21 protein-coding genes, 1 tRNA gene and 1 riboswitch are annotated in these 23741 nt (G+C 67.6%); of the genes, 8 read left to right on the plus strand and 14 right to left on the minus strand.

The window, feature by feature from the left end; all coding sequences use genetic code 11:
• Positions 1-42: 42 nt before the first annotated feature.
• Together HWX31_RS04945 and HWX31_RS04950 are read right to left on the minus strand one after the other, a co-directional pair.
• Positions 43-1188, minus strand: coding sequence for a porin (locus HWX31_RS04945; protein ID WP_174966168.1), 1146 nt, complete (start codon positions 1186-1188; stop codon positions 43-45).
• Positions 1189-1690: 502 nt separating this feature from the next.
• Positions 1691-1957, minus strand: a complete 267-nt coding sequence (locus HWX31_RS04950) for a hypothetical protein (protein WP_059612511.1) — start codon at positions 1955-1957, stop codon at positions 1691-1693.
• Between the two features lie 393 nt (positions 1958-2350).
• Here HWX31_RS04950 and HWX31_RS04955 point away from each other — a divergent pair, with 393 nt between their 5' ends.
• Both HWX31_RS04955 and HWX31_RS04960 read left to right on the plus strand, forming a co-directional pair.
• Positions 2351-2554 (plus strand): cold-shock protein, encoded by a 204-nt coding sequence (locus tag HWX31_RS04955; protein ID WP_010091695.1) that lies wholly within the window; start codon positions 2351-2353, stop codon positions 2552-2554.
• A gap of 148 nt (positions 2555-2702) precedes the next feature.
• Complete coding sequence (locus HWX31_RS04960) at positions 2703-3836, plus strand: exonuclease domain-containing protein (RefSeq protein WP_174966167.1); 1134 nt, start codon at positions 2703-2705, stop codon at positions 3834-3836.
• A 53-nt stretch (positions 3837-3889) separates the two neighbouring features.
• Here the strand turns inward: HWX31_RS04960 and HWX31_RS04965 are convergent, their stop codons facing one another.
• Together HWX31_RS04965 and HWX31_RS04970 are read right to left on the minus strand one after the other, a co-directional pair.
• Positions 3890-4483, minus strand: a complete 594-nt coding sequence (locus HWX31_RS04965; protein WP_174966166.1) for a chorismate mutase — start codon at positions 4481-4483, stop codon at positions 3890-3892.
• Between the two features lie 221 nt (positions 4484-4704).
• A complete protein-coding gene (locus HWX31_RS04970; RefSeq protein ID WP_010091699.1) occupies positions 4705-4851 on the minus strand; it encodes a hypothetical protein in 147 nt (48 codons plus the stop codon).
• A gap of 197 nt (positions 4852-5048) precedes the next feature.
• Between HWX31_RS04970 and HWX31_RS04975 the strand changes: the two genes are divergently transcribed.
• The 4 genes from HWX31_RS04975 to HWX31_RS04990 all read left to right on the plus strand — a co-directional run bounded on the left by HWX31_RS04975 (position 5049) and on the right by HWX31_RS04990 (position 9652).
• Positions 5049-5438: a DUF2946 domain-containing protein gene (locus HWX31_RS04975; protein WP_174966165.1), complete on the plus strand. Its 390-nt coding sequence runs from the start codon at positions 5049-5051 to the stop codon at positions 5436-5438.
• A gap of 118 nt (positions 5439-5556) precedes the next feature.
• The gene (locus HWX31_RS04980; protein WP_175933874.1) at positions 5557-7926 is read left to right on the plus strand and encodes a TonB-dependent receptor; all 2370 of its coding nucleotides are present in this window, start codon (positions 5557-5559) and stop codon (positions 7924-7926) included.
• On the plus strand, positions 7914-9173 hold the full coding sequence (locus tag HWX31_RS04985) for a sialidase family protein (RefSeq protein WP_174964649.1): 1260 nt from the start codon (positions 7914-7916) through the stop codon (positions 9171-9173). Before HWX31_RS04980 ends, HWX31_RS04985 begins: the two co-directional genes overlap by 13 nt.
• Positions 9170-9652, plus strand: coding sequence for a TlpA family protein disulfide reductase (locus HWX31_RS04990; RefSeq protein WP_174964648.1), 483 nt, complete (start codon positions 9170-9172; stop codon positions 9650-9652). The genes HWX31_RS04985 and HWX31_RS04990 overlap by 4 nt, the downstream gene beginning before the upstream one ends.
• A gap of 85 nt (positions 9653-9737) precedes the next feature.
• On the opposite strand, the gene HWX31_RS04995 is transcribed toward HWX31_RS04990, so the two are convergent.
• The 5 genes from HWX31_RS04995 to HWX31_RS05015 all read right to left on the minus strand — a co-directional run bounded on the left by HWX31_RS04995 (position 9738) and on the right by HWX31_RS05015 (position 13069).
• The gene (locus HWX31_RS04995) at positions 9738-9992 is read right to left on the minus strand and encodes a GlsB/YeaQ/YmgE family stress response membrane protein (protein ID WP_174964647.1); all 255 of its coding nucleotides are present in this window, start codon (positions 9990-9992) and stop codon (positions 9738-9740) included.
• A gap of 311 nt (positions 9993-10303) precedes the next feature.
• Positions 10304-10642, minus strand: coding sequence for a hypothetical protein (locus HWX31_RS05000; protein WP_174964646.1), 339 nt, complete (start codon positions 10640-10642; stop codon positions 10304-10306).
• Between the two features lie 94 nt (positions 10643-10736).
• Positions 10737-10812, minus strand: a tRNA-Thr gene (locus HWX31_RS05005).
• A gap of 208 nt (positions 10813-11020) precedes the next feature.
• Positions 11021-12034 (minus strand): class 1 fructose-bisphosphatase, encoded by a 1014-nt coding sequence (locus HWX31_RS05010; RefSeq protein WP_059612529.1) that lies wholly within the window; start codon positions 12032-12034, stop codon positions 11021-11023.
• Positions 12035-12136: 102 nt separating this feature from the next.
• Positions 12137-13069 (minus strand): LysR family transcriptional regulator, encoded by a 933-nt coding sequence (locus tag HWX31_RS05015; RefSeq protein ID WP_174964645.1) that lies wholly within the window; start codon positions 13067-13069, stop codon positions 12137-12139.
• Between the two features lie 115 nt (positions 13070-13184).
• On the opposite strand from HWX31_RS05015, the gene metE reads away from it, so the two are divergent.
• Entirely contained in the window at positions 13185-15488 is a 2304-nt protein-coding gene (gene metE / locus HWX31_RS05020) for a 5-methyltetrahydropteroyltriglutamate--homocysteine S-methyltransferase (protein ID WP_174964644.1), read from the plus strand.
• A 106-nt stretch (positions 15489-15594) separates the two neighbouring features.
• Here the strand turns inward: metE and pepN are convergent, their stop codons facing one another.
• Positions 15595-18288 (minus strand): aminopeptidase N, encoded by a 2694-nt coding sequence (gene pepN, locus HWX31_RS05025; protein ID WP_174964643.1) that lies wholly within the window; start codon positions 18286-18288, stop codon positions 15595-15597.
• A gap of 185 nt (positions 18289-18473) precedes the next feature.
• Here pepN and HWX31_RS05030 point away from each other — a divergent pair, with 185 nt between their 5' ends.
• A complete protein-coding gene (locus HWX31_RS05030; RefSeq protein WP_174964642.1) occupies positions 18474-19175 on the plus strand; it encodes a DUF4136 domain-containing protein in 702 nt (233 codons plus the stop codon).
• 49 nt (positions 19176-19224) lie between these two features.
• On the opposite strand, the gene HWX31_RS05035 is transcribed toward HWX31_RS05030, so the two are convergent.
• The 4 genes from HWX31_RS05035 to xdhC form a co-directional block, all read right to left on the minus strand.
• Entirely contained in the window at positions 19225-19797 is a 573-nt protein-coding gene (locus tag HWX31_RS05035; RefSeq protein ID WP_059483129.1) for a TMEM165/GDT1 family protein, read from the minus strand.
• 79 nt (positions 19798-19876) lie between these two features.
• A riboswitch (yybP-ykoY riboswitch) is annotated at positions 19877-20015 on the minus strand.
• A 72-nt stretch (positions 20016-20087) separates the two neighbouring features.
• Complete coding sequence (gene guaD / locus HWX31_RS05040; protein WP_059654915.1) at positions 20088-21401, minus strand: guanine deaminase; 1314 nt, start codon at positions 21399-21401, stop codon at positions 20088-20090.
• A 156-nt stretch (positions 21402-21557) separates the two neighbouring features.
• The gene (locus HWX31_RS05045; protein ID WP_174964641.1) at positions 21558-22583 is read right to left on the minus strand and encodes an adenosine deaminase; all 1026 of its coding nucleotides are present in this window, start codon (positions 22581-22583) and stop codon (positions 21558-21560) included.
• 18 nt (positions 22584-22601) lie between these two features.
• Positions 22602-23606: a xanthine dehydrogenase accessory protein XdhC gene (gene xdhC / locus HWX31_RS05050; RefSeq protein WP_174964640.1), complete on the minus strand. Its 1005-nt coding sequence runs from the start codon at positions 23604-23606 to the stop codon at positions 22602-22604.
• Positions 23607-23741: the final 135 nt, after the last annotated feature.

Below are 23741 nucleotides of genomic sequence, written 5' to 3' on the forward strand. Positions count from 1 at the left end.
GGGCGCTTCGTCATGCTGCGGCTGGCAAGCGTACGACGACGCTCAGAAGCGGTGGCGCAAGCCGGCCGTGACCGCGACCTGCTTGTTGTTCGATGAAGCCGTGCCGAGTCCATTGATGTTCGCGTGGAGCGGCAGGCCATCCGAATTGACCTTCTGGTATTCGCCCTGCAGATAGACGTCGGTGCGCTTCGACAGCGCATAGGCGGCCTGCAGGTTGATCTGGTGCCAGTTCGGCGACTGGCCCACGACGCGGCCGTCGGTGTACGTGTATGAACCGGCGAGCGACAGTGCCGGCGTCAGCGCATAGCGGCCGTTGATTTCATAATTGTTGAAGCGAGTACCGCCCGACAGGCCCGTGATGCCGCCCGACACGCCCGATTGGCCGGCGCTGATCGCGACGCTGTCGGTCAGGCGCGTCTGCGTGAACACGAAGCCGACCGTTGCCGGGCCGAACGAGTAGTTCAGGCCCGCGCCCCAGGTGCGCTGACGGCTGGCCGCGAACGTCCAGTCGCCCGCGACTGCGCCGGGATCGCCGACCGCCTGCGCCAGTCCGTTCACGTTGTTGTTCAACTGCATGTACGCGGCCGCGACGTTGAAGCCCATGAAGTTGTACGACGCGCCGACGCTGTACGCGCGGTTGTTCGCGAAATTGCTCGAATTCGAGAATCCGTACAACGCGCCGAATTTCAGGCCGTTATAGTCCGCGCTCTGGTATTTGACCGCGTTGTTGATCCGAAACGAGTTGTTCAGGTTGTCGTTGTCGAACGGGTGCGCGAACTGGGTGCCGCCGTATTGCGTGCCGGTCAGCGACAGCGGGCCGAGATAATCGACGACGCTGTCGTACTGGCGGCCCAGCGTGACCGAACCGTACACGTTGTGCGAGAGCCCGACGAATGCCTGACGGCCGAATTCGCGGCCGTTCTGCTTGAGCGTGCCGTTATTGATGCCGAAGCCGTTTTCCAACGTGAAGATCGCTTTCAGGCCGCCGCCGAGATCCTCGGCGCCGCGCAGGCCCCAGCGGCTGCCGTTGACCGAGCCGGTCGATTGCTGCCACGCGCTGTGGCCGCCCTGGTTATTCGTGTAGGTGATGCCGGCGTCGATCAGGCCGTACAGCGTGACGCTGCTTTGTGCGTGCGCGGCGGTCGCGAACACGCCAGACAGTGCTGCAACAATCAGGGTCTTTTTCATTGATTTGTCTCCAAACCGGATGATGGGAAGCGAACCTGTTGCTGGCCCCGGCGTGGCGCGCGGTTAGTGCGCTGGCGCCGGACGGGCTTGATACCCCTTGTCTCAAAATTCAATTTCAGTGTAAGGAGCGGCTCCGAGCGGGGAGGGGGACACTTTAAGCAATACTGTATTTTGAATTTGGCAATGATGGGCGGATGGCTCGAAAGCCCTGTCCATCAAGGGTTTGCTGCAACGCCGCGAGAATTCGGTGTGACAAGTGAGCGCAGCGGGGCGTTGCGCGGCCGCGACAGGCGGCTATCCGGCGACGCCTATTGCACGAGCGTCATTATTGTCGCTTCGGCAATAGAGGTTTGTGCGGAGCATGGATAATGAAAGGATGTTATGTCGTTATACTGCGATCTCTGCTTTCCGAAGCAGACTTTTTCGTTGACGGAAAAGATCTCCAAACCTTTGTCGGCGCGACTTTCCAGTCGCGCTTTTTTTTCGCCCGTCGGCTTCGCTTCTATTGTTCGTACCAGCGGCGCCTGCGCCTGCGCGGCGGCGGCGCGTCCTTGGCTTCGGCGGGCGGCGGCGTGTACGTCCAGTCTTCCATTACGTAATGACGCGCATCGAGCGGTGACGCCAGCAGGTTCTGCCAGTGGTCGCCATGCCAGGTCGTATCGAATTCGGCCTCGCAAGGCTGTTCACGTGCAGGGTCGGCAAGTGCGCGGGACTTCCGGCGAACGCGGCCGAGCCGGCTCGCGAAGCGCTTGATTCCGTCCAGCCACATGACTTTCTCCGTTGCGTCGGTGTGGCTTCAGCATCGCAACGTCGTTCGCAATTTGCAACCCGTGGAAATACCGAGCATTTTACCGATGCGATTCGACCCCGGTAGGTTTTTCTCCGCGCGGATTATCGGTGAATCGTGCCCGGTAACAATGACGGAGTTTGATGCGAAATTTATTCGCAGAAACGCATCGGGGTACCGATTCCATTGGCAATGGCGGTTTTTTATAAAGCGTCCAATAAAAATCCACTTGACGCACCTGGATTTTCCAATTTATAAAGTCAGCACTCCGTCCTCCGGGCGGCGTATGTAGCTGAAATCAGATGCGACGCTTCGGATTTCGGGAAACGGCTATAAAAATAGCTATTTTGATCAAATCGAGTGGGGAACGAAGGTATGGATACCGGTATCGTGAAATGGTTTAACGATGCTAAAGGTTTCGGTTTTATCACGTCAGACAATGGCGGTGAGGATCTGTTTGCGCACTTTTCCGAAATCAAGATGGATGGCTTCAAAACGCTGAAGGAAAATCAGCGTGTTTCCTTTGACGTGAAAGTCGGGCCGAAAGGCAAGCAGGCTGCGAATATCCAGGCGATCTGACGCGCTACGCATTGCCGATCACGTCCGAGCCCCCGCTTCGTCGGGGGCTTTTTGCTTTCGGGCGCGCAATCGGCGTGCATGGGCTCAGGCTGGCCGCGGACGGGCCTGCCGGTGCATACTCACGGAAGCGTCGCTTTCCTGTTCATTCATGTCCGATTCCCGTTCGACCGATCCCGCCTGCGAGCAACCTCTCGTCTTCGTCGACCTCGAAACCACCGGCGGCTCGTCTGCCGAGCACCGCATCACCGAAATCGGCGTGGTCGAAATCGGCCCGCTCGGTGTGTCGACCTGGACCTCGCTCGTCAATCCCGGGCAGCCGATTCCTCCGTTCATTCAGCAGCTGACCGGCATTTCGGATGCGATGGTGCGCGAAGCACCGTCGTTCGCCTCGCTCGCGCCCGCGCTGTTCGAGCGGCTCGAAGGCAAGCTGTTCGTCGCGCACAACGCCAGCTTCGACCGCGGATTCCTCCGCGCCGAGTTCGAGCGCATCGGGTTGGCATTCAATCCCGACGTTCTGTGCACCGTACGCCTGTCGCGCGCGCTGTTCCCGCGCGAATCGCGGCACGGGCTCGACGCGCTGATCCAGCGGCACGGACTCGTGCCGTCCGCCCGGCACCGCGCGCTCGCGGATGCCGACCTGCTGTGGCAGTTCTGGCGTCAACTGCACGAGACCGTGCCGCTCGAGCGGTTACGCGACCAGATCACCCGCACGACACGCCATTTCCGTCTGGCAGGCGGACTGACCGAGGCGTGGCTCGACACCGCGCCGGCGGGATGCGGCGCTTATGCGTTGTTCGGCGAAGCGGACGAACCGCTCTACGTCGGGCGCAGCGTGCGGGTGCGGCAGCGGCTGCGTGCGCTGCTGACCGGCGAGCGGCGCTCGTCGAAGGAACTGCGGCTCGCCCAGCAGGTGCGGCGCATCGAGTGGCGGGAGACCGGTAACGAACTCGGCGCGATGCTCGCCGAAGCGCAGTGGATTGCGCGGTTGCGTCCGACATTCAATCGTCGTCCGGCAGACGCGGCGCGCGCGGGTGCGGCGGCGCCCTGGCCGTTCGACGGTGCGGTCGTGTTCGAGGCGCACGGCGAGCGCCGGCTGTTCCACGTGATCGAAGGCTGGCGCTACCTCGGCGTGGTCGAGACGCTCGACGCAGCCGCGCGGCTGGTCGTCGACGAAACGGCCGGGACGTTCGAGCCCTTTACCTATCGCCTGCTGCAGACGCACCTCGCGCGCGGCCTGCAGCTGATTCCACTGGCCGCGCTCGCGCTCGCGCCTGCGGGTTAGGGCGCGGCGCGCGCCGTGACCGGTCCCGGCCGGCGCAAGCGCTGCGTGACGCGTCAGCCGATCGCGCTTGCGCCGCCCGCCGCGCACACATGAGAGAGCGCGGTGTTGAGCGCTTGTGCCTGGTTCGCGTCGTAGCGCGTCAGGGCCTTCCAGTTGGCGATGCTGCGCGCAAGCCGCATCTGGCAGTCGGGGGCGGCCCGCAGCGGCTCGACCTGCGCAAGCCCGGTCAGCATTGCCTGAGTGAGCCGGTCGAGCTTCGGGCGTGTGCTGGTCGCGAGATCGGGCGGCATGCCTTCGGGCGGCCGGGTTGCCCGCCATGTCGCGAACAGTGCGTTCTGCACGTCCTTGCTGGCCGCGATCTGATCCTCGAAGAACCGCCGGGCGAATGCCGGATCGATGCCGGCCTGCGTCGCGCGCTTCTCGACGGACGCGAGCAGCGCCGCTTCACGCGGGCGATCCTCGATCGGCTTGCCGTTTGCCCATTTCCAGCGCGCGACCGGCTCGGCGAGCGCGAGGCGCTGAGAGGCAAGCGCGACGAGATTGGTCAGCGCCGTATCGTCGCCGTCGGCGGCGGCGATGCGTGGCGAGGAGAAGAGGGCGAGGCCGAGTGCGGCCGCGGCGAGGCCGGCGCGAATTGCGTGCTTCATTGGAACGAGCGGGAACCGGGCGAGCCGGAAGTGGAAAAACAGAAGAATAGACGAAGACAGTCGCGCGGCGTGGCGACGCGACAGAAGAATCAGCGGACGAACTGATCCGGCACCGTCAGGTCGTTGCGACCGGGGTGCGATGCGTAAGGCTGCGCAAACGCAGCGATGAACCGCACGATATCGGCTTGCGGCACGTGGCGGTTACTGAGCGGAACGCTCGTTCACTTCGGCGAGTACAGCTTGTGCTGCTCGTCGAAGAACGCCCGCACGTGCTCGGGCAACTCGGCGAGGAACTCCACGCCAACGGGTTCCGGGTCCGGGCTCATCACTTGCTCCGGCGGTGGCATGCGGATCGGCTTTTCGTCCATGATCGTTTCTCCAACAGGTTCAATAATTATCAGCCTCGTGCTCAGATTTATGCCAGCAACGAATCGTTAGATTTTGTCTCTGTTGTATTCGCGGCACATGTGTTTACCCGCGCGCGCCGATACCCGCCTTACGGTCTGCGGAATCGGCGATGGCCGGGCTGCTTGCTATACTTGCGCGCACTTTTTCCTGGACCGCGATGAAACGAACGACGCGATGGATCGGCCTCGTCTGGCTGGCGCTGGTACTGAACGTACTGTCGCCCGTCGTCGGCTATGCGCGCATGGCGTCGAGCGGGTCGGGGGATCTCGCGCTCGAACTGTGCAGCGCGGCAGGCGCCCGCCAGGTCGTGCTCACGCAGTCGGGGGACGATCGCAGTGCATCGTCGTTCGACCATGCGGGCGTGCCGCATTGCGTGTACTGCCCGGGCTTCGCCGCCAACGTCGCGCTCGGCGCAAGCCTGCCCGCGCTGCCGGGGTTCGTGCGGGCGTTCACGGTCCGCACGCCGGCCGCGTCTTTTCCCGTCGTCACGCGCAAGGGCATCCGTCTCGCCCAGCCGCGCGCTCCGCCTGAAATCGTCCCGATCTGATTCCGCGCGCGCCTGACGGCGCGCACCGCACGCGGCGCCGGCCGCGCGCCGCGCCGTTTCGTGCGCGCCGCGCCGCCGGCGTCCGGCGGCGTTCGATCACGTTTTCAGGAAACCTTCCATGTCATTCATCGTTGCCGCGCGGCCGTCGCGCGGCCGGGCCGCGCTTGCCTGCGCGGCCGCTTTCGCATGGCCCGCCGCCTTTGCGGCGCAGCCGGACGGCGGGCGCGCCGACCCGATCCAGGCGCCAGCCCCGCAGGCAAGCCGCGCCGCCGCGCCGGCGCCGACGGCAACCCCGCCCGCGCCGGTCGAGGCCGCCGCCGGCGACACGCTCACCGCCGTCAGCGTGACCGCGCAGCGGCAGTCCGTCGACTCCGACACGCCGGCTGTCATCGAATCGATCTCGCGCGACCGGATCGACGCGCACACCAACGTCAACACCGAGGACGCGCTGAAGTACGCGCCGAACCTGATGGTGCGCAAGCGCTACATCGGCGACCGCAACGCGGTGTTCGCGGGGCGTGACTTCAACGAGCTGCAGAGCGCGCGCGGGCTCGTCTATGCCGACGGCTTGCTGCTGTCGAACCTGCTCGGTTCGAGCTATGCGTACCCGCCGCGCTGGTCGCTGATCCCGCCCGACGACATCGCGCGGGTCGACGTGCTCTATGGCCCCTTTTCCGCGCTGTATCCGGGCAACGCGATCGGTTCGACCGTGCTGCTCACGACCCGCCGGCCCGAACGGCTCGAGGCGTCGCTGTCGACGCAGTTCTTCACGCAGCGCTACCGCGACGGCTACGGGTTCGCCGACAGCTTGGGCGGCAACCACCAGACCGCGCGGATCGCGAATCGCGTCGGCCGTTTCTGGTTCGCGCTGTCGCTCGACCGCCTCGAAAACAACGGGCAGCCGATGCAGTATGCGAGCCCGAACGCGGGCTACAACCCGAAGCTCGGCCGCGCGGTGCCGGTCACCGGCGCCGCGGCCGACATCGGGCCGAACGGCAAGCCGCGCACGCTCGTCGGCGCGCAGTCGATCGAGCGCACCGAGCAGATCAGCGAGACGGTTCGGATGGGCTACGCGTTCACCGATCACGTCGACGCGACGCTTACGCTCGGCCACTGGGAGAACCACTACCGGCAGCACGGCGAAACCTTTCTGCGCGACGCGGCGGGCAACCCCGTGTACGGCGGCAACGTGTCGATCGGCGGGCAGAACATGACCGTCGCGCCGGGCGCGTTCGCGCCGCAGCGCGGCGACCAGGAGAACTGGCTGTACGCGCTCGGGCTGAACGCGCGGCTCGATTCCGGCTGGCGGCTCTCCGGCGTCGTGTCCGCGTACGACGTGTCGCGCGACGTGCTGCGCGCGGCGTCGACCGTGCAGGGCGGCCCGGGCACGCAGTTCCAGGGCGACGGCACCGGCTGGCGCACGCTCGACCTGAAGGCGGAAGCGCCGGAGGTGAAGGGGCATACCTTCACGTTCGGCTATCACTACGACAACTATTTCCTGCGCAACGTCACATTCAACACGGCCGACTGGCAGGCCGGGCCGACCACGTCGCTCGCGAGCGTCTATCGCGGCGACACGCGCACGCAGGCGCTGTTCGCGCAGGATGCGTGGCGCTTCGCGCCGGGATGGCTCGCGACGCTCGGCCTGCGCTACGAGCGCTGGGACGTTTACGGCGGCGCGCTCGGCAACGCGAGCGGTACGTTCGGCTATGCGGATCGCAGCGCGAATGCGCTGTCGCCGAAAGTCGCGCTGCAGTGGGATGCGACGGACGTCTGGCGCTTCCGCCTGTCGTTCGCGACCGGCACGCGCTTCCCGACCGTCGGCGAGATGTTCCAGGGCACGATCTCGAACAACGCGATCGTCAACAACAACCCGAACCTGCGGCCGGAAAAGGCGATCGACTGGGATTTCACGGCCGAGCGCGACGTCGGCGTCGGCGTCGTGCGCGCAAGCGTGTTCCAGAGCGACCTGCGAGACTCGATCTACAGCCAGACGACGGTGTCGGGCGCGTCGACCGTCACGAACACCTCGAACGTCGATCGCGTCCGCGTGCGCGGCGTCGAACTGGCGTTCAGCGGCCAGAACGTCGGGCTGAAAGGGTTCGACGTCGATGCGAACGTATCGGCGAGCAATGCGCAGATCCTGTCCGACGCGGCGAACCCCGCGTATGTCGGCTCGCGGTTTCCGCGCATTCCGCGCATGCGCGCGAACCTGCTCGCGTCGTACCGCTTCGACGAGCACTGGCTCGCGAGCGTCGGCGTCCGCTATTCCGGGCGTCAGTTCAACACGCTCGACAACAGCGACGTGAATCCGGACGTCTACGGCGGCACCAGTTCGTTTACGGTCGTCGACCTGAAGGCGCGCTACCGGTTCGACCGGCACTGGGTCGCATCGGTCGGCATCGACAATCTGACGGACCGCCGCTACTACGTGTTCCACCCGTATCCGGGCCGGACTTTCTTTGGAGAACTGAAATGGTCGCTGTGAAGTCGTTCGCGGCAGGCTGCGCGCTCTGGCTCGCGACGCTGTCGGTCGCCGGTGCGCATGAGGCGGCGAAGCCCGCCGATCCGCATGCCGCGCACATGGGCGCGCAGGCAGCGAGCGCGCCGCAGAAGCAGCCGCTCGCGACGGGCGCCGCGTTCGATGCGCGGCATCGGCTGTGGGTCGCGTGGGTGGAGGGCGAGCATGTGGTCGTCGCGCATTCCGACGACGCGGGCCGCACGCTGTCGGCGCCCGTCACCGTCAACGCGATGCCCGAGCCGGTCTATACGAGCGCCGAGAATCGCCCGAAGCTCGCGGCGAGCCCGGATGGTCGCGCGGTCTACGCATCATGGTCGATGCCGCTCGACGCGCCGTACACGGGGATGGTGCGCTTCTCGCGCTCGCTCGACGGCGGCGCGACGTGGAGCGTGCCGATCACCGTGCACCGCGACCGGCAGATGATCACGCACCGCTTCGACATGATGACGGTCGACCCGGCGGGCCGGATCTATCTGGCGTGGATCGACAAGCGCGACCTGGGCGCGGCGAAGGCGGCGGGGCAGGCATACGACGGCGCGGCCGTCTATTACGCGGTGTCGCGCGACGGCGGCGCGTCGTTCGAGCCCGAGCGCAAGGTCGCCGACCACACGTGTGAATGCTGCCGGATCGCGATGGCGATCGATCCGGCCGGGCGCGTCGAGGCCGCGTGGCGCAACGTATTTCCCGGGCAGATCCGCGATCACGCGCTCGCGGTGCTGCCCGCGTCGGCTGACGCGCCGGTCGCGCCGCTGCGCGCGACGTTCTCGAACTGGCACGTCGAGGCGTGTCCGGATCACGGTCCGGCGCTCGCGATCACGGCCGACGGCACGCGTCATCTCGCGGGGTTCGGCGTCGTCGACGGCCGCGCCGACGTGTTCTATTCGCGGATCGGCGCCGACGGGCAGCCGCTCGGCGCCGCCTGGGCGTTCGGCGCGAATCCGGCCGTGCCCGGCGAGCAGGCGTCGCACGCGGCGCTCATCGCGCGCGGCGAAGTCGTGTGGCTCGCGTGGAAGGCGTTCGACGGCGACACGATGCAGATCAAGCTGCGCCGCTCGGACGATCGCGGCGCGCACTGGTCGGACCCGCGCGTGATCGCGTCGACGTCGGGCGCGAGCGACAACCCGCAACTGCTCGACGACGCGGGGCGTGTCTACTTGTCGTGGCGCACGCGCAATGACGGTTATCGCCTGATCGCGGTGGAGGGTGGGCAATGAAGCGGTGGTTCGTGCTGGCAACGCTCGCGGTCTGGTGCATGTCGGCGCTCGCGGGCGCGCTGCAGCCGCTGCGCGCCGTTGACGTCGCGCGGCTGTTCGAGACCGCGCGCGAGCAACCGCTCGCGATCGAGATCTGGTCGCTCGACTGCGGCTACTGTCGCGAGAATGCCGCGCATCTCGTCGCGTGGCAGCGCCGTCACCGGGAGGTGCGCGTCGCGATGATCGCGATGGATGCGTACGACGAGAACGGCGCGGCGATCGAGCAGGCGCTCGTGCAGATGAACCTGCCGTCGCAGGTCGCGCAGTACGCGAACGCCGACGCGATGCCGGAACGCCTGCGCGCGGCGCTCGATGCGGGATGGCGCGGAGAACTGCCGCGCACCGTGTGGATCGGCCGCGATGGCGTGCGCGACGCGCGCAGCGGACTGTTGACGCCTGCCGTGCTCGACGGCTGGCTGCGCGGGACGGGGCGTCGTTGAGAGAGAGGCGCGCGGCATTCGCGCCGCGCGCCGGTGAAGCGCACGCGCGCCCGCAGGCGCGCGTAGAGTGACGTCGAGCGGATCGTCAGGCCGCTCGCCTGAACAGCCGGATCACGAACAGCAGGACCACCGCGCCGGCCACCGCGATGATCACGGAGCCGATGAAGCCGCTGCCGATATGGATGCCGAGCAACCCCGCGAGCCATCCGCCGATGACCGCGCCGACGATCCCGACGATGATGTCGACGATGAGCCCGAAGCCGCCGCCCTTGACGAGCACGCCGGCAAGCCAGCCGGCGATCGCGCCGATGATGAGCCACATTATCAAGCCATGAGTCATGGTGATCCTCTCCTGGTAACGAGTCGATATGACCGGACGTCATGCGGGAGCCGCAACCCGGTATGGGTGGCACGTCGATCTCGCAGCGCCGCCCACGCAATGTAGCGCGATAGACGGGTCGGAATCGTTAAGTAATGTTATGCACCCCGATCCGGATTTTCCAAGGAATTTGTCAGTGCAAAGCAGCACGTGGCGGGTGAAATGAGTCTGTAAGAAAGTGGGCGACGTGCGGGCGGCCGCATCGCGATTAGAAAGGAATGCGAAGCGATCGGCCATGCGCGGCCGATGCCGGAGTCACTGAGCGGGGACTGTTAGCGGGCCGCGTTCGTTGCTTTTGCGGCATCGCAGCGAACGATGCTCCCGAATGCAGCGTTCGCTATCCAGATCAGGCCGTACGTCCCGTGTATGTTGGTGTTCCTCAGGCCGTAGAGGTCCAACGTCCATTCGGAAGCGCGCAGCCCCCAGATCAAGGCGGCGCTGCTTGTTGCCGAGCCATCGACCAGGTCCGCCCATTTGGGCATGACATTCGACTGGCGGTAGTCGGCCGCGCAGAACGCTGGTCGCGCAACGCCATCGTCTGCGAGATGAGCCGTCGTGATCGCGGGGATGAGCAGCAGGCAGAGGCAAAGAACGCCTTGTATCTTGTTCAAGGTGCCGTTCGCTGATTGGAGAGGGGGAGGCGACTTGTGTCAGTGCCTGGAAAGTAAAAAGGGCCTAGCCTTGCGGCTAAGCCCTTGAATACTTTGGTGCCGGAGATAGGAGTCGAACCTACGACCTTCGCATTACGAATGCGCTGCTCTACCAACTGAGCTACACCGGCAGCAGAGAAATGAAATTATATGGTGGAATCTTCGATCTTGGCAATAGGTTTTGCGAAAAATTTTTCAGCTTTTTTTCGGCTGCTTCGCAAAACCCCTGTTTCGACAGGTCTTCCGATTTCATTTCACCGCGATGTGGCCCCGTAGAGCCGCATCGCGAGGCGCGATTGTACGTGCGTCCTGCCCGCACGTCCAGTGCTGCAGTGCAAATTAATTGCCTTCGGTGTGATACCCGGTCACGCGCTCGACTTCGTTCTTCGAGCCGAGGAACACCGGCACGCGCTGGTGCAGGCCGGTGGGCTGTACTTCCATGATGCGCTGCGTGCCCGTCGTCGCGGCGCCGCCGGCCTGTTCGACGATGAACGACATCGGGTTCGCTTCGTACATCAGGCGCAGCTTGCCCGGGCGGTCCGGCGTGCGCTTGTCGGCCGGGTACATGAAGATGCCGCCGCGGTTCAGGATCCGGTGCACGTCGGCGACCATCGACGCGATCCAGCGCATGTTGAAGTTGTCGCCGCGCGGGCCGTCCTTGCCGGCGTTCAGTTCGTCGACGTAGCGCTTCACCGGGTCATACCAATGGCGCGCGTTCGATGCGTTGATCGCGTATTCGCGCGTCTCCGCGGGGATCTGCATGTTGCTCTGCGTGAGCACCCACGAGCCGACTTCGCGATCGAGCGTGAAGCAGTTCACGCCGTTGCCGGTCGTCAGCACGAACACCGTCTGCGGGCCGTACACCGCATAGCCGGCCGCGACCTGCTGCGTGCCGGGCTGCAGGAACGACTGCTCGGTCGCCTGCTGGCCGTCCGGGCAACGCAGCACCGAGAAGATCGTGCCGATCGATACGTTCACGTCGATGTTCGACGAGCCGTCGAGCGGATCGAACACCAGCAGGTATTCGCCGCGCGGGTAGTTCGACGGGATCGGGAAGAACGTTTCCATTTCCTCGGACGCCATCGCGGCGAGGTTGCCGCCCCATTCGTTGGCGTCGAGCAGGATTTCGTTGGACAGGATGTCGAGCTTCTTCTGCACCTCGCCCTGGACGTTCTCGCTGCCGGCGGTGCCGAGCGCTTCGCCGAGCGCGCCCTTCTGCACGTTGTAGCTGATCGCCTTGCATGCGCGGGCGACGACTTCGATCAGGAGGCGGAGGTCGGCGGGGAGGTTGTTGGTCTCACGCTGCTGTTCGATCAGGAACTTGGACAGCGTGGTGCGGCGGGCAATGGACATGACAGACTCCGTGAGGCCAAATGAATCCTTGAATTGCCCCAATTTTACCCGCCGCGCTCCTGGCCCCACGGGCTTTTTTCGTCCGGTTACACGGCCGGGCGGTCACATCAGTTCGATTTCCGGCAGCGCCACGGCGCACGTCGCACGCATCGTCGACACGAAGTCGGCCGCGTACGGCCGCGACGAAAACGTGGGCAGCGTAGCCGCATACAGCTCGCCGGACAGCGTCGCGCCGTCGCCGCGCAGCACGGGGCGCGCGCTCACGTAATGCTTGTCGAGATAGGTGGCGACCGCCCACAGCGGCAGCGCCGCGACGCCGCGCCGGCTCGCGACGAGCTGCAGGATCGCGACCGTCAGCTCCGACGTGCGTCGCTTCGGCGCGATGCCGGCCGGCACGAGGACCTGCCGCATGATGTCGAGCATCTCGTCGGGGACGGGGTAGGTGATCAGCGTCTCGGCGCGGAAATCGTCGGCGCAAAGCGCGGGCTTCGCCGCGAGCGGATGTGCGTTGCCGACGAGGCCGACGATCTGGAAGCGGAACAGCGGATGATAGTCGACCGCCTCGGCCGGGTCCGCCTCGGCGACGATCGCGAGATCCGCGCGGTCCTGGTGCAGCAGGCCGACCGGGTCCGCATGGAAGCCCGACACGATGTCGAGCTCGACTTCCGGCCAGCGCTGGCGGAACGCGTCCATCGCCGGCATCAGCCAGTCGAAGCAGGTATGGCACTCGACGGCGATCCGCAGCGTGCCGCCCGTGCCCTGCGCGAGGCGCGCGATGTCGCGCTCGGTCTCCTCGATCGCGGGCACGACCTGCTCGGCGAGCGCGAGCAGCCGCTTGCCGGCCGGCGTAAACGTCAGCGGCGCCGACTTGCGCACGAACAGCGGCAAGCCGAAGTGCGCCTCCAGCGCCTTGAGCTGATGCGACAGCGCCGACTGCGTGAGGCACAGGAACTGCGCGGCGCGCGACAGGTTGCCGGTGTCGCGCAGCGCGACCAGCGTCTGCAGATGACGGAATTCGAGCGGTGAGCGGATCATCGGCGGACCCGCTTCGCGATGTAATGTTGAAAATTATTCATGGTCAATCGAAAAAACTTTCGTTTGAGTAATGATAAGGCAAATCCGATACTCGCTGGACTATTGGAGGATCGAGATGAGCACTGCACACGTACTGGGTTTCCCGCGCATCGGCGCGCACCGCGAACTGAAATTCGCGCTCGAGCGCTACTGGCGCGACGGGCAGGGCGCCGACGCCGAGCGCGCGCTGGTCGACACCGGCGTCTCGCTGCGCGCCGCGCACTGGGCCGCGCAGCGAGACGCGGGGCTCGACTGGGTGACGGTCGGCGATTTCGCGTGGTACGACCACGTGCTGACGACGCTCGCGCACGTCGGCGGGCTGCCGGAGCGGTTCGGCTTCGATGCGCGCAAGCTGTCGCTGGCCGACTATTTCGCGGCCGCGCGCGGCAACGTCGCGCAGCCGGCGATGGAAATGACCAAGTGGTTCGACACGAACTATCACTACCTCGTGCCGGAATACTCGCCGTCGACGACGTTCGGCGCGGGCGTCGAATGGCTGTTCGACGAAGTGCGAGAGGCACAGGCGCTCGGCCATCCGGTGAAGGTCGCGCTCGTCGGCCCGCTGACGCTGCTGTGGCTCGGCAAGGCGCGCGACGGGCTGGCCGACCGGCTGTCGCTGCTGCCGCGCCTGCTGCCCGCGTACCAGGCGCTGCTCGCGCGCCTGAAGGCCGACGGCGTCGAATGGGTGCAGATCGACGAGCCGATCTTCGCGCTCGACCTGCCCGGCGCGTGGCGCGACGCCGCGCCCGCCGCGTACGCCGAACTGGTTGCGCATGCGCCGCGCGTGCTGCTTGCGACCTACTTCGAATCGGTCGACGCGCACGCGACGCTGCTGAAATCGCTGCCGGTCGCGGGGCTGCACGTCGATCTGGTGCGCGGCGCCGCGCAGCTCGACGCGATTCTGGCCGGCTTTCCGGCCGACAAGGTGCTGTCGTGCGGGATCGTCGACGGGCGCAACGTGTGGCGCAACGATCTCGACCGGTCGCTCGCGCGGCTCGCGGCGGCGCGCGCGCAACTGGGCGAGCGGCTGTGGATCGCGACGAGCTGCTCGTTGCTGCACGCGCCGGTCGATCTCGGCAACGAGCCGAAGCTGGATGCCGAGCTGAAGCAGTGGCTCGCGTTCGCGGTGCAGAAGGCGCGCGAAGTCGCGGTGCTGCGCGATGCGTTCGTGAAGGGGCGCGAGGTCGTCGCCGGCGAGCTCGACGCGTCGCGCGCGGCGGCGCAGGCGCGCCGCACGTCGGCCCGCATCCACAACCCGCTCGTGCAGCGCCGCGTCGCCGCGCTGACGGATGCCGACGCGCGGCGCGGCGCGCACTACGACGAGCGGGCGCGCCGCCAGCGCGCGCGCTTCCAGCTGCCGCTGCTGCCGACCACGACGATCGGCTCGTTCCCGCAGACCGCGGAGATCCGCAAGGCGCGCGCGGACTTCAAGGCGGGTGCGCTCGACCATCTCGGCTACCTCGAGGCGATGCGCGAGCAGATCCGCATCGCGATCGGCAAGCAGGCGCGGTACGGGCTCGACGTGTACGTGCACGGCGAAGCCGAGCGCAACGACATGGTCGAATATTTCGGCGAGCTGCTGTGGGGCTTCGCGATCACCGCGAACGGCTGGGTGCAGAGCTACGGGTCGCGCTGCGTGAAGCCGCCGCTGATCTACGGCGACGTGTTCCTGCCGGAGTCGATGACGGTCGGCTGGGCGCAGTACGCGCAAGGCCTGACCGACAAGCCCGTGAAGGGGATGCTGACGGGGCCCGTGACGATGCTGCAGTGGTCGTTCGTGCGCGACGACCAGCCGCGTGCGGCCACCGCGCTGCAGATCGCGCTCGCGCTGCGCCAGGAGACGGTCGACCTCGAGCGCGCCGGCATCGGCATGATCCAGATCGACGAGCCGGCGCTGCGCGAAGGTCTGCCGCTGCGCGAGCGCGACCGGGCCGCGTATCTCGACTGGGCGGTGCGCGCGTTCCGGGTGGCGGCGTCGGGCGTCGCCGATGACACGCAGATCCACACGCACATGTGCTATTCGGAATTCGGCGACATCCTGCCGTCGATCGCCGCGCTCGACGCCGATGTGATCTCGATCGAGACGACCCGCTCGAACATGGAGTTGCTCGACGATTTCGAATCGTTCGCGTATCCGAACGAGATCGGCCCGGGCGTCTACGACATCCATTCGCCGCGCGTGCCCGGCCGCGACGAGATGGTCGCGCTGATCGAGCGTGCGCTGGCGCGGATTCCGGCCGAGCGATTGTGGGTCAATCCGGACTGCGGGCTGAAGACGCGCGACTGGCGCGAAGTCGACGCGGCGCTGACCGCGATGGTCGAGGCCGCGCGGATCGCGCGTTCGCGGGTGGAAGCGCAGGCGCCGGCCGTGCCGGCCTGAAGCGGACCCGAATCCGGCCCGGTGCGGGCGGGGGCCGAAAAAAAGCCGGCGCCGCATCGAGCGGCGCCGGCTTTGTCGCGTTGGGCCGACGCGGAAACGGGTCGCGTCAGGCGAGCGCCTTCTCGACGATCTCGCGCACGTCGCGCGACTTGGCGCCGGCGGCGACCTGCTCGAGCGCGGCCTTCATCCGCTCGCGCAGCGCGGGCGTGAAGCGGCGCCACAGTTCGAGCGAGCGTGCGAGGCGCGCGGCGACCTGCGGATTGATCGCATCGAGCGCCAGCACCTGCTCGGCCCAGAACGCATAGCCCGAGCCGTCCGCCGCGTGGAACTGCGCGGGGTTCGCCGCGCAGAAGCTGAAGATCAGCGAGCGGGCGCGGTTCGGGTTCTTCAGGTTGAACGCCGGATGCGCGAGCAGCTTGCGAACCTTGTCGAGCGTCGGGTGCGCGGGCGTGCCGCGTTGCGCCGCCTGCATCGCGAACCACTTGTCGATCACCAGCGCCTCCTTTTCGAAGCGCCGGTAGAAGTCGGCGAGCGCGCGCTCGGCCGGTTCGTTCGCGCCGGCCGCGGCGGCCGACAGCAGCGCGCCCAGCGCGGCCGCTCGATCGGTCATGTTGTTCGCCGCGTCGTATTGCGCGCTCGCGACGCGCACCGCGTCGGCCGGGTCTTCCAGCTCGGCGAGGTAGGCGAGCGCGAGATTCTTCAGCGCGCGGCGGCCGGAGGCGTCCGGCGTCGGTTCATAGGCGCCCGGCGTCTGCTGGCCGTCGTATGCGGCGAGCCAGTCGGCGCGCAGCGCGGTCGCGAGCTGGCGGCGCACGAATTGGCGCGCGCGATGCACGGCGGCCGGATCGGACTCGGCCATCTGGTCGGCGAGGTAGGTTTCGGACGGCAGCGTCAGCGCGAGCTCGCGGAACGCGGGCGACAGCGCGTCGTCGGTCAGCACGCGACGGAACGCGGCGACGAAATTCTCGCCGAGCGCGAGCGGCTCGTTTGCGGCCGCGCGCGCGGCGAGCGTCAGCAGCGCGCGGGTCGCGAGGCGCTGGCCCGCTTCCCAGCGGTTGAACGGATCGCTGTCGTGCGCGAGCAGGAACGCGAGGTCGTCGTCGCTGTAGTCGTACTCGACGATCACCGGCGCGGAGAAGTTGCGCAGCAGCGACGGCAGCGGCTCGTGCGGCACGTCGACGAACGTGAAGGTCTGCTCGGCGTCGGTGAATTCGAGCACGCGCGTCGTGCCGGCGGCGGCGGCCTCGCCGTCGAGGCGCAGCGGCAGGTCGCGGCCGTCGCGGCCGATCAGGCCGATCGCGAACGGAATCAGGAGCGGACCCTTCTGCGTCTCGCGCGCGGCGGGCGACGCGTCGCCGAAGCCCTGCGCGAGGGTCAGCGTGTAGCGGCGCGCGGCTGCGTCATACGCGGTCTTCACCGTCACGCGCGGCGTGCCGGCCTGGCTGTACCAGCGCTCGAACTGCGCGAGGTCGCGGCCGTTCGCGTCCGCCATCGCGTGGCGGAAATCGTCGCAGGTGACCGCGTGGCCGTCGTGGCGCTTGAAGTACAGGTCCATTCCCTTGCGGAAGCCGTCGCGGCCGAACAGCGTCTGGTACATCCGCACGACTTCCGAGCCTTTCTCGTAGACGGTCATCGTGTAGAAGTTGTTGATCTCGACGTAGCTTTCCGGGCGCACCGGGTGCGCCATCGGGCCTGCGTCCTCGGCGAACTGAAGCTGGCGCAGCACGCGCACGTCCTCGATGCGCTTGACCGCGCGGGCCGCCGCGTTCGCGTCGTCGCCCGCGGCCATGTCGGCCGAGAACTCCTGGTCGCGGAACACCGTCAGGCCTTCCTTCAGGCTCAGCTGGAACCAGTCGCGGCAGGTCACGCGGTTGCCGGTCCAGTTATGGAAATACTCGTGGCCGACGACCGATTCGATGTTCGCGAAATCGGTGTCGGTCGCCGTTTCGGGGTTCGCCAGCACATACTTCGTGTTGAAGATGTTGAGCCCCTTGTTTTCCATCGCGCCCATGTTGAAGTCGCCGACCGCGACGATCATGAAGCGGTCGAGATCGAGCTCGAGGCCGAAGCGCTTCTCGTCCCAGCGGATCGAGTGGATCAGCGAATCCATCGCGTGACGGGTCTTGTCGAGGTCTTGCGGCTCGACCCACACCTGCAGCAGCTTCTCCTTGCCGGAGCCGGTCGTGATCTTCTCCTCGATCGCGACGAGCTTGCCCGCGACGAGCGCGAACAGGTAGCTCGGCTTCCTGAACGGGTCTTCCCACTTCGCGAAGTGGCGGCCGTCGGGCAGCTCGCCGGAATCGACCAGGTTGCCGTTCGACAGCAGCACCGGGTATGCGGCCTTGTCCGCGCGCAGCGTCACCGTGTACGACGCCATCACGTCGGGACGGTCGAGGAAATAGGTGATGCGGCGGAAGCCCTCGGCCTCGCACTGCGTGAAGAAGTTGCCGCTCGACACGTACAGGCCGGACAGCGTCGTGTTCTGGTCCGGCGCGCAGGCGCTGTCGAGCGTCAGCTCGAACGCGTCGGGCACGTTCTCGACGGTCAGCCCGCGCTCGTGCGCGCGCACGGCCGCATGCGGCGCACCGTCGAGCGATGCGCCGACGAATTCGAGCGCCTCGCCCATCAGCTCCAGGTGCGGGGCGGGCGCGGCGTCGGGATTGCGGCGCACGCGCATCGTGTTCCTGACGATCGTGCGGGCCGGCGCGAGGTCGAATTCGAGCGCGACGGAATCGATGAGGAACGCCGGCGGCGTGTAGTCGGCGCGGCGGATCACGGTGGAGGAGGCGTTGTCGGACATGGTTGTCGAGGTCGGTGGAATCGGGATCGGGCGCGCGGCGCGGGCCCGGCGGATCGGCCCATTGTACAAAGGCTTGAGTTTGCGTGCCGTGCGAACTTTTTACCGTTTCGGACAGTCCGCGTATTATCGGCATCCCGACCGTTCGCGCGACGCGACGGGCGGGTGACGGATTGACGAGGACGATCATGAGACGCGAACGGATTTTTCGCGGTGCAGGTTGGGCGGCGGCGCTGTGCGTGGCGCTGCTGGCGGGCTGCACCAGCTACGTGACGACGCAGGTCACGGCCTTCTCCGACTGGAGCGGCAGTGACGCGACACGCACCTATGCCTTCACGCGCAGCGACGCGCAGAAGAACAGCATCGAGCAGTCGACCTACGAGCCGATCGTTGCCGGCGAACTGTCTTCATATGCGTTCCGCCAGGTGCCGCAGGCGAGCGCCCGCTACCTGGTCGGGCTGAGCTACGGCATCGGCAGCGACCTGGTGGCGGTGCCGACGCCGGTCTATTACGACCCCTGGTTCCCGGGGCCGTACTGGCGGCGCGGGCCGTGGGGCCCGGGCCCGTGGGGGCCCTGGGGGCCGTTCCCGAGCGGCTACGTGAACCAGACGTACCAGGTGTTCGACTACACGCTCGGCATCCGCATCACCGAGCGCGCGACGGGCAAGGAAGTCTATAACGTGACCGCGCGCACGACCGGCGACAACGGCGTGCTGCTGTATGCGATGCCGTTCCTCGCGCGCAGCGCGCTCGCCGATTTCCCGCTCGGCAACGGCGCGGTCAGGACCGTGCGGCTGCCGGTCGACAAGAAGGGCGGGCCGGCCGCGCCGGCGGCCAACGAGCGCGCGGTGTCGGCCGCGCCGGCGTCGGGCGCGGCGGTAGTCAAGTAGAAGGCGATGGCGGCGCCGCGGCCGCTGGCCGGCCGCGGCGCCGCGCGGGTCATGCCCCGACGCCGAACAGCGCGAGCGCGCCGAGCACGACGAACAGCACGGCCGCGATGCCGTGCACGACCTTCGTCGGCAGACGGTGCGCAAAGCGGTCGCCGAGCAGGATCGCAGGCACGTTCGCGAGCATCATCCCGAACGTCGTGCCGGCGACGACGCCGATGTAATCCTGGAAGCGCGCGGCGAGCGCGACGGTCGCGATCTGGGTCTTGTCGCCCATTTCGGCGAGGAAGAACGCGACCAGGGTCGCGCCGAACACGCCGAGCCGCGAGCGGTTCGCGTTGGCTTCGTCGGCGTCGAGCTTGTCCGGCACCAGGATCCACAGCCCCATCCCGATGAACGAGAATGCGAGCGCCCAGCGCATGATCGACGGCGTGACGAGCGCGCCGAGCCATTCGCCGAGCGCGCCCGCGAAGCCGTGGTTGACGAGCGTCGCGACCAGCACGCCGAGAATGATCGGAACGGGCTTGCGGTAGCGCGCGGCGAGCACGAGGGAAAGCAGTTGCGTCTTGTCGCCGATTTCTGCGAGGGCGACGGCGCCGGTGGAGATCAGGAAGGCTTGGGTCACGTACGGGGTTCCACGGGCCTGTCGTTATGCGTGCGAGCGACGATCCACGGCGCGCCGGGCCCTGATGCGGCGCACTGTGAACCATCGGTCTCGCCAGGCCTTCGGTGGCTGCGCCCGCCATGGCCGAACGGCCAAGTCTGTTGACGGACGCCTCCGTCACGATGCGCGCCGGTGGCGCGGGACATCGAGCGGAGCGGCTACTCCCCAATGAGGAGCGGATTCTAGCACGGCGTGCGCCGCGCGCAAAAGCGGTTCGGACACCGCATCGCGCGGCGCGCGCCGGCGTTCGGTCAGGCGGTGCGGCGCGCGGTGCCGCGCTCGTGCACGCAGCGGCCGGCCGCATAGGTCCGGTACACGGCCCGGTCGTCGCCGAGCAGCGCGAACGCGAACAGCAGCTCCTCGAGCGATTCCGCGCGCTGCGTGCGGCGCGCGAGCAGCGGCGTCGCCTGCGGATCGAGCACGACGAAGTCCGCCTCGGTGCGCGGCGCGAGCGTGCCGACCGTGTCCGCGAGGTCGAGCGCGTGCGCGGCGCCCGCGGTCGCGAGCCAGAACATCCGCGTGGCGCTCAGGTGATGCCCGGACAGCCGGGCGACCTTGTGCGCCTCGTTCATCGTCTGCAGCATCGAGAACGACGTGCCGCCGCCGACGTCGGTCGCGAGCGCGACCGGCACGCCGTATTCGCCGGCCTTGTCGAAGTCGAACAGGCCGCTGCCGAGGAAGAAGTTCGACGTCGGGCAGTGCGCGACCACGGTGCCCGTCTCGGCCATCCGGCGGCGGTCCTCGTCGTCGAGATGGATGCAGTGGCCGTACACCGCGCGGCGGCGCAGCAGCCCGTAATGATCGTAGATGTCGAGGTAGCTGCGGTGGCCGGGGAACAGCTCGGCCGCCCATTTCACCTCGTCGACGTTCTCGGCCACGTGGCTCTGCACGAACACGTCCGGATGGCGGCGCGCGAGTTCGGCGCACGCCTCGAGCTGCGCCTCGGTCGACGTCGGCGCGAAGCGCGGCGTGAGCGCGTACATCTGGCGGCCGCGGCCGTGCCAGCGGCCGATCAGCTCCGCGCTGTCGTCGTACCCCGATTGCGCGGTATCGCGCAGGAATTCGGGGCAGTTGCGGTCCATCAGCACCTTGCCCGCGATCATCCGCAGGTCGCGCGCGTCGCTCACCGTGAACAGCGCGTCCGCCGACTGCTTGTGCACCGTGCAGTAGACGAGTGCGCTCGTCGTGCCGCACGCGAGCAGCTCGTCGACGAAGAATTCCGCGACCTCGCGCGCATGGTCGGCGTCGCCGAACTGCCGCTCGGTCGGGAACGTGTACTTGTCGAGCCACGGCAGCAGGCCGGGCGCCGGCGACGCGATCATGTCCGTCTGCGGGTAGTGGATGTGCGTGTCGATGAAGCCGGGCACGATCAGCTTGTCGCGCAGGTCGTGCACGAGCGCGTCGGGCGGCAGCGTCGCGGCGAGCCGCGCGTGCGGGCCGGCCGCGACGACCTTGCCGTCGTCGACGATCAGAAGGCCGTCGGTCTCGTAGTGCACGGCCTGGTCGGATTGCGCCGGGTCGCCGCTGAAGGTCAGCAGCCGGGCGCGGAAAGCGGTTTGCGTCATGACGAATGGTCCTGCGTGGAAAAAACGATCAGCGTGGTGCGAGCGGCGGCGCGGGGCGGGTTGCGACGGCCCGCGCCGCCTCGGATATCAATCGGAAAAGCGTTCCTCAAGGTCGGTCGCCGTGACCGCGGCAGTCCGCATTCGTCGGTCGCCTCGTCAGGCGGCGTGCCAGTACGCGTCGAGGCGCGCGGTCAGCGCGTCGCGTTGCGCGGCGTCGACGAACGACGCCTCGAAGCCGTTGCGGATCACGGTGTGGACTTCCGCGTCCGTCAGGCGCAGCCCTTCGACGGTCGCGAAATAGTTGTCGTTGACGTAGCCGCCGAAGTAGGCCGGATCGTCGGAATTGATCGTCACCGCGACGCCCTGGTCGAGCAGCGCCTTCAGCGTGTGCTTCGCCATGTCGTCGAACACGCACAGCTTCAGGTTCGACAACGGGCAGACGGTGAGCGCCATCCGCGATCGGGCGAGACGCTCGACGAGCGCCGCATCCTCGATGCTGCGCACGCCGTGGTCGATCCGGTCGACCTTCAGCAGATCGAGCGCTTCGTACACGTATGCGGGCGGGCCTTCCTCGCCCGCGTGCGCGACGAGCTTCAGGCCGAGCGCGCGCGCCTTCTCGAACACCCGCGCGAATTTCGACGGCGGGTTGCCGCGCTCGGACGAATCGAGGCCGATGCCGATCAGGCGATGCCGGTACTGCTCGAAGAGCGGCAGCGCGGCGTCGAACGTCGCGAGCGCATCCTCTTCGGACAGATGGCGCAGGAAGCACAGGATCAGCCGGCTCGACAGGCCGCGCTGCTCCGCATCGGCGAGCGCGCGCTCGATCCCCGCGACGACCGTTTCGATCGGCACGCCGCGCTCGGTGTGCGTCTGCGGGTCGAAGAACAGCTCGGTGTGGACGACGTTGTCCGCGAGCGCGCGTTCGCAGTATGCAGCCGTCATGTCGTAGAAATCCTGCTCGGTGAGCAGCACGCTCGCGCCCGCGTAGTAGATGTCGAGGAACGACTGCAGGTCGGTGAACGCGTACGCGGCGCGCAGCGCGTCGATCGAGTCGTACGCGAGCTTCACGTTGTTGCGCTTCGCGAGCGCGAAGATCAGCTCCGGCTCGAGCGAGCCTTCGATATGGATGTGCAGCTCCGCTTTCGGCGCGCGGGCGATTTTCTCTTTGAATGTCGGGGTCATGGCGTTTTTCTTGGTCGGTCAGAAAGTAGGGGAAGCCTGCGCGGGCGCATGCGCTTCGACGGCCTGCAGCAACTGCGCGGCCACCGAGATCGCGATCACTTCGGGGGCCTTGTCGACGATGCCTTCGACGCCGATCGGGCAGCGCATCCGCGCGATCTGCGCCGGATCGACGCCGAGCGCCGCGAGCCGGTGATCGAACTGCACGCGCTTCGTGTGCGAGCCGATCATCCCGAAGTACGCGTAGTCGCCGCGTCGCAGGATGCGCTCGGCCAGCGCGAAGTCACGCGCATGATCGTGCGTCATCACGACGAAGTAGCTCTGCGGCGGCGCGGCGTCGACGGCGTCGTCCGGCGTGTCGCTCGCGTCGATCGTCAGGTTGCCGATCCCGGCGAGCGTGTCGGACGGCGGGAACGCCGCGTCGCGCCGGTCGACCCAGCGCACGCTGCACGGCAGCGTCGCGAGCACCTTCACGAGCGCGGCGCTCACGTGCCCGGCGCCGAACAGCACGACCGGGAACGCATGCGGCGCGATCGTCTCGGTCATCAGCGAGACGCCGCCGGTTTCCCACAGCAGGCAGTCGGCGCGCGCGGCGGCCGGTTCCGGCTCGCTCAGGAGCGGCGCGCCCGGCGAGGGGCCGAATGATACGCTACGCACGGTCGCGGCGCCGGCCGCGACACGTTTCGCGAGCGACATGATCCAGCCGAGATCGCCGACGTCGAGCCGCTCGAACGCGAGCACCACCGCGCCGCCGCAGCACTGGCCGAGGCTCGGGCCGAGCGCGAGCCGCTCGAGCTTGCGTGCGTGCGGCACGTGCGCGCCGTCCTTCAGCAGGTGTCGCGCGATTTCGATCGCCTTCCATTCCAGATGACCGCCGCCGATCGTGTGGCGCGCGGTGTCGCGCGTCACGAGCATCTTGGTGCCGGCTTCGCGCGGTGCGGAGCCGTCGGTGTGCGCGACGGTGACGAGCACGGCCGCTTCGCCGTGCGCGAGCATGTGCTGGAGATCGCCGAGCCACGGTTCCATCAGTGGGCTCCCGGACGGTCGGTGCAGGATGCGCGGCGCGGGCCGGCGGGCGCCGCAGCGGGTGCGGGGCGGGGCGTGCGAGGTGCGCCGCCGAATGAGCGGCCGGATGAGCCGCCAAATGCGGCGCGGACGCCA

This window comes from Burkholderia ubonensis, assembly GCF_902833085.1.
Taxonomy (GTDB): Bacteria; Pseudomonadota; Gammaproteobacteria; order Burkholderiales; family Burkholderiaceae; genus Burkholderia; species Burkholderia ubonensis.